This window comes from Herbaspirillum sp. C7C8, from assembly GCF_022627875.1.
GTDB lineage: Bacteria > Pseudomonadota > Gammaproteobacteria > Burkholderiales > Burkholderiaceae_D > Herbaspirillum.
This window is the reverse complement of record NZ_JABXGG010000080.1, coordinates 1-259: the sequence shown is the minus strand read 5'-3', so window position 1 is coordinate 259 and position 259 is coordinate 1. Positions and strand designations below refer to the sequence as shown.

Here is a 259-nt window from a genome sequence, read left to right as displayed (position 1 = left end):
GTGCTAGACCTTCCTCACGAGCATCCGGCGGATGGTGTGGTCGGCGTCCTTGGTGAGAACCAGCTGCGCCCGCCCCCTGGTGGGTAGGACGTTCTCCTCCAGGTTGGACTCGTTGATCCGCTTCCAGATGTCCCAGGCGGTGCTCTCCGCCACGTCATCGGACAAGCTGGCGTACCGGTGGAAGTAGGACTCCGGCTGCGCGAACGCCGTGGTCCGCAGCTTCCGGAACCGGTCCACGTACCACTCCTCAAAATAGGAG

The 259-nt window shown here is 63.7% G+C and carries 1 pseudogene; it reads right to left on the bottom strand.

Features of this window, described 5'->3' with window-relative positions:
* Window positions 1–3 precede the first annotated feature (3 nt).
* Window positions 4–259: pseudogene (locus HWE01_RS22725) on the bottom strand (type I pantothenate kinase); the annotation flags it as partial.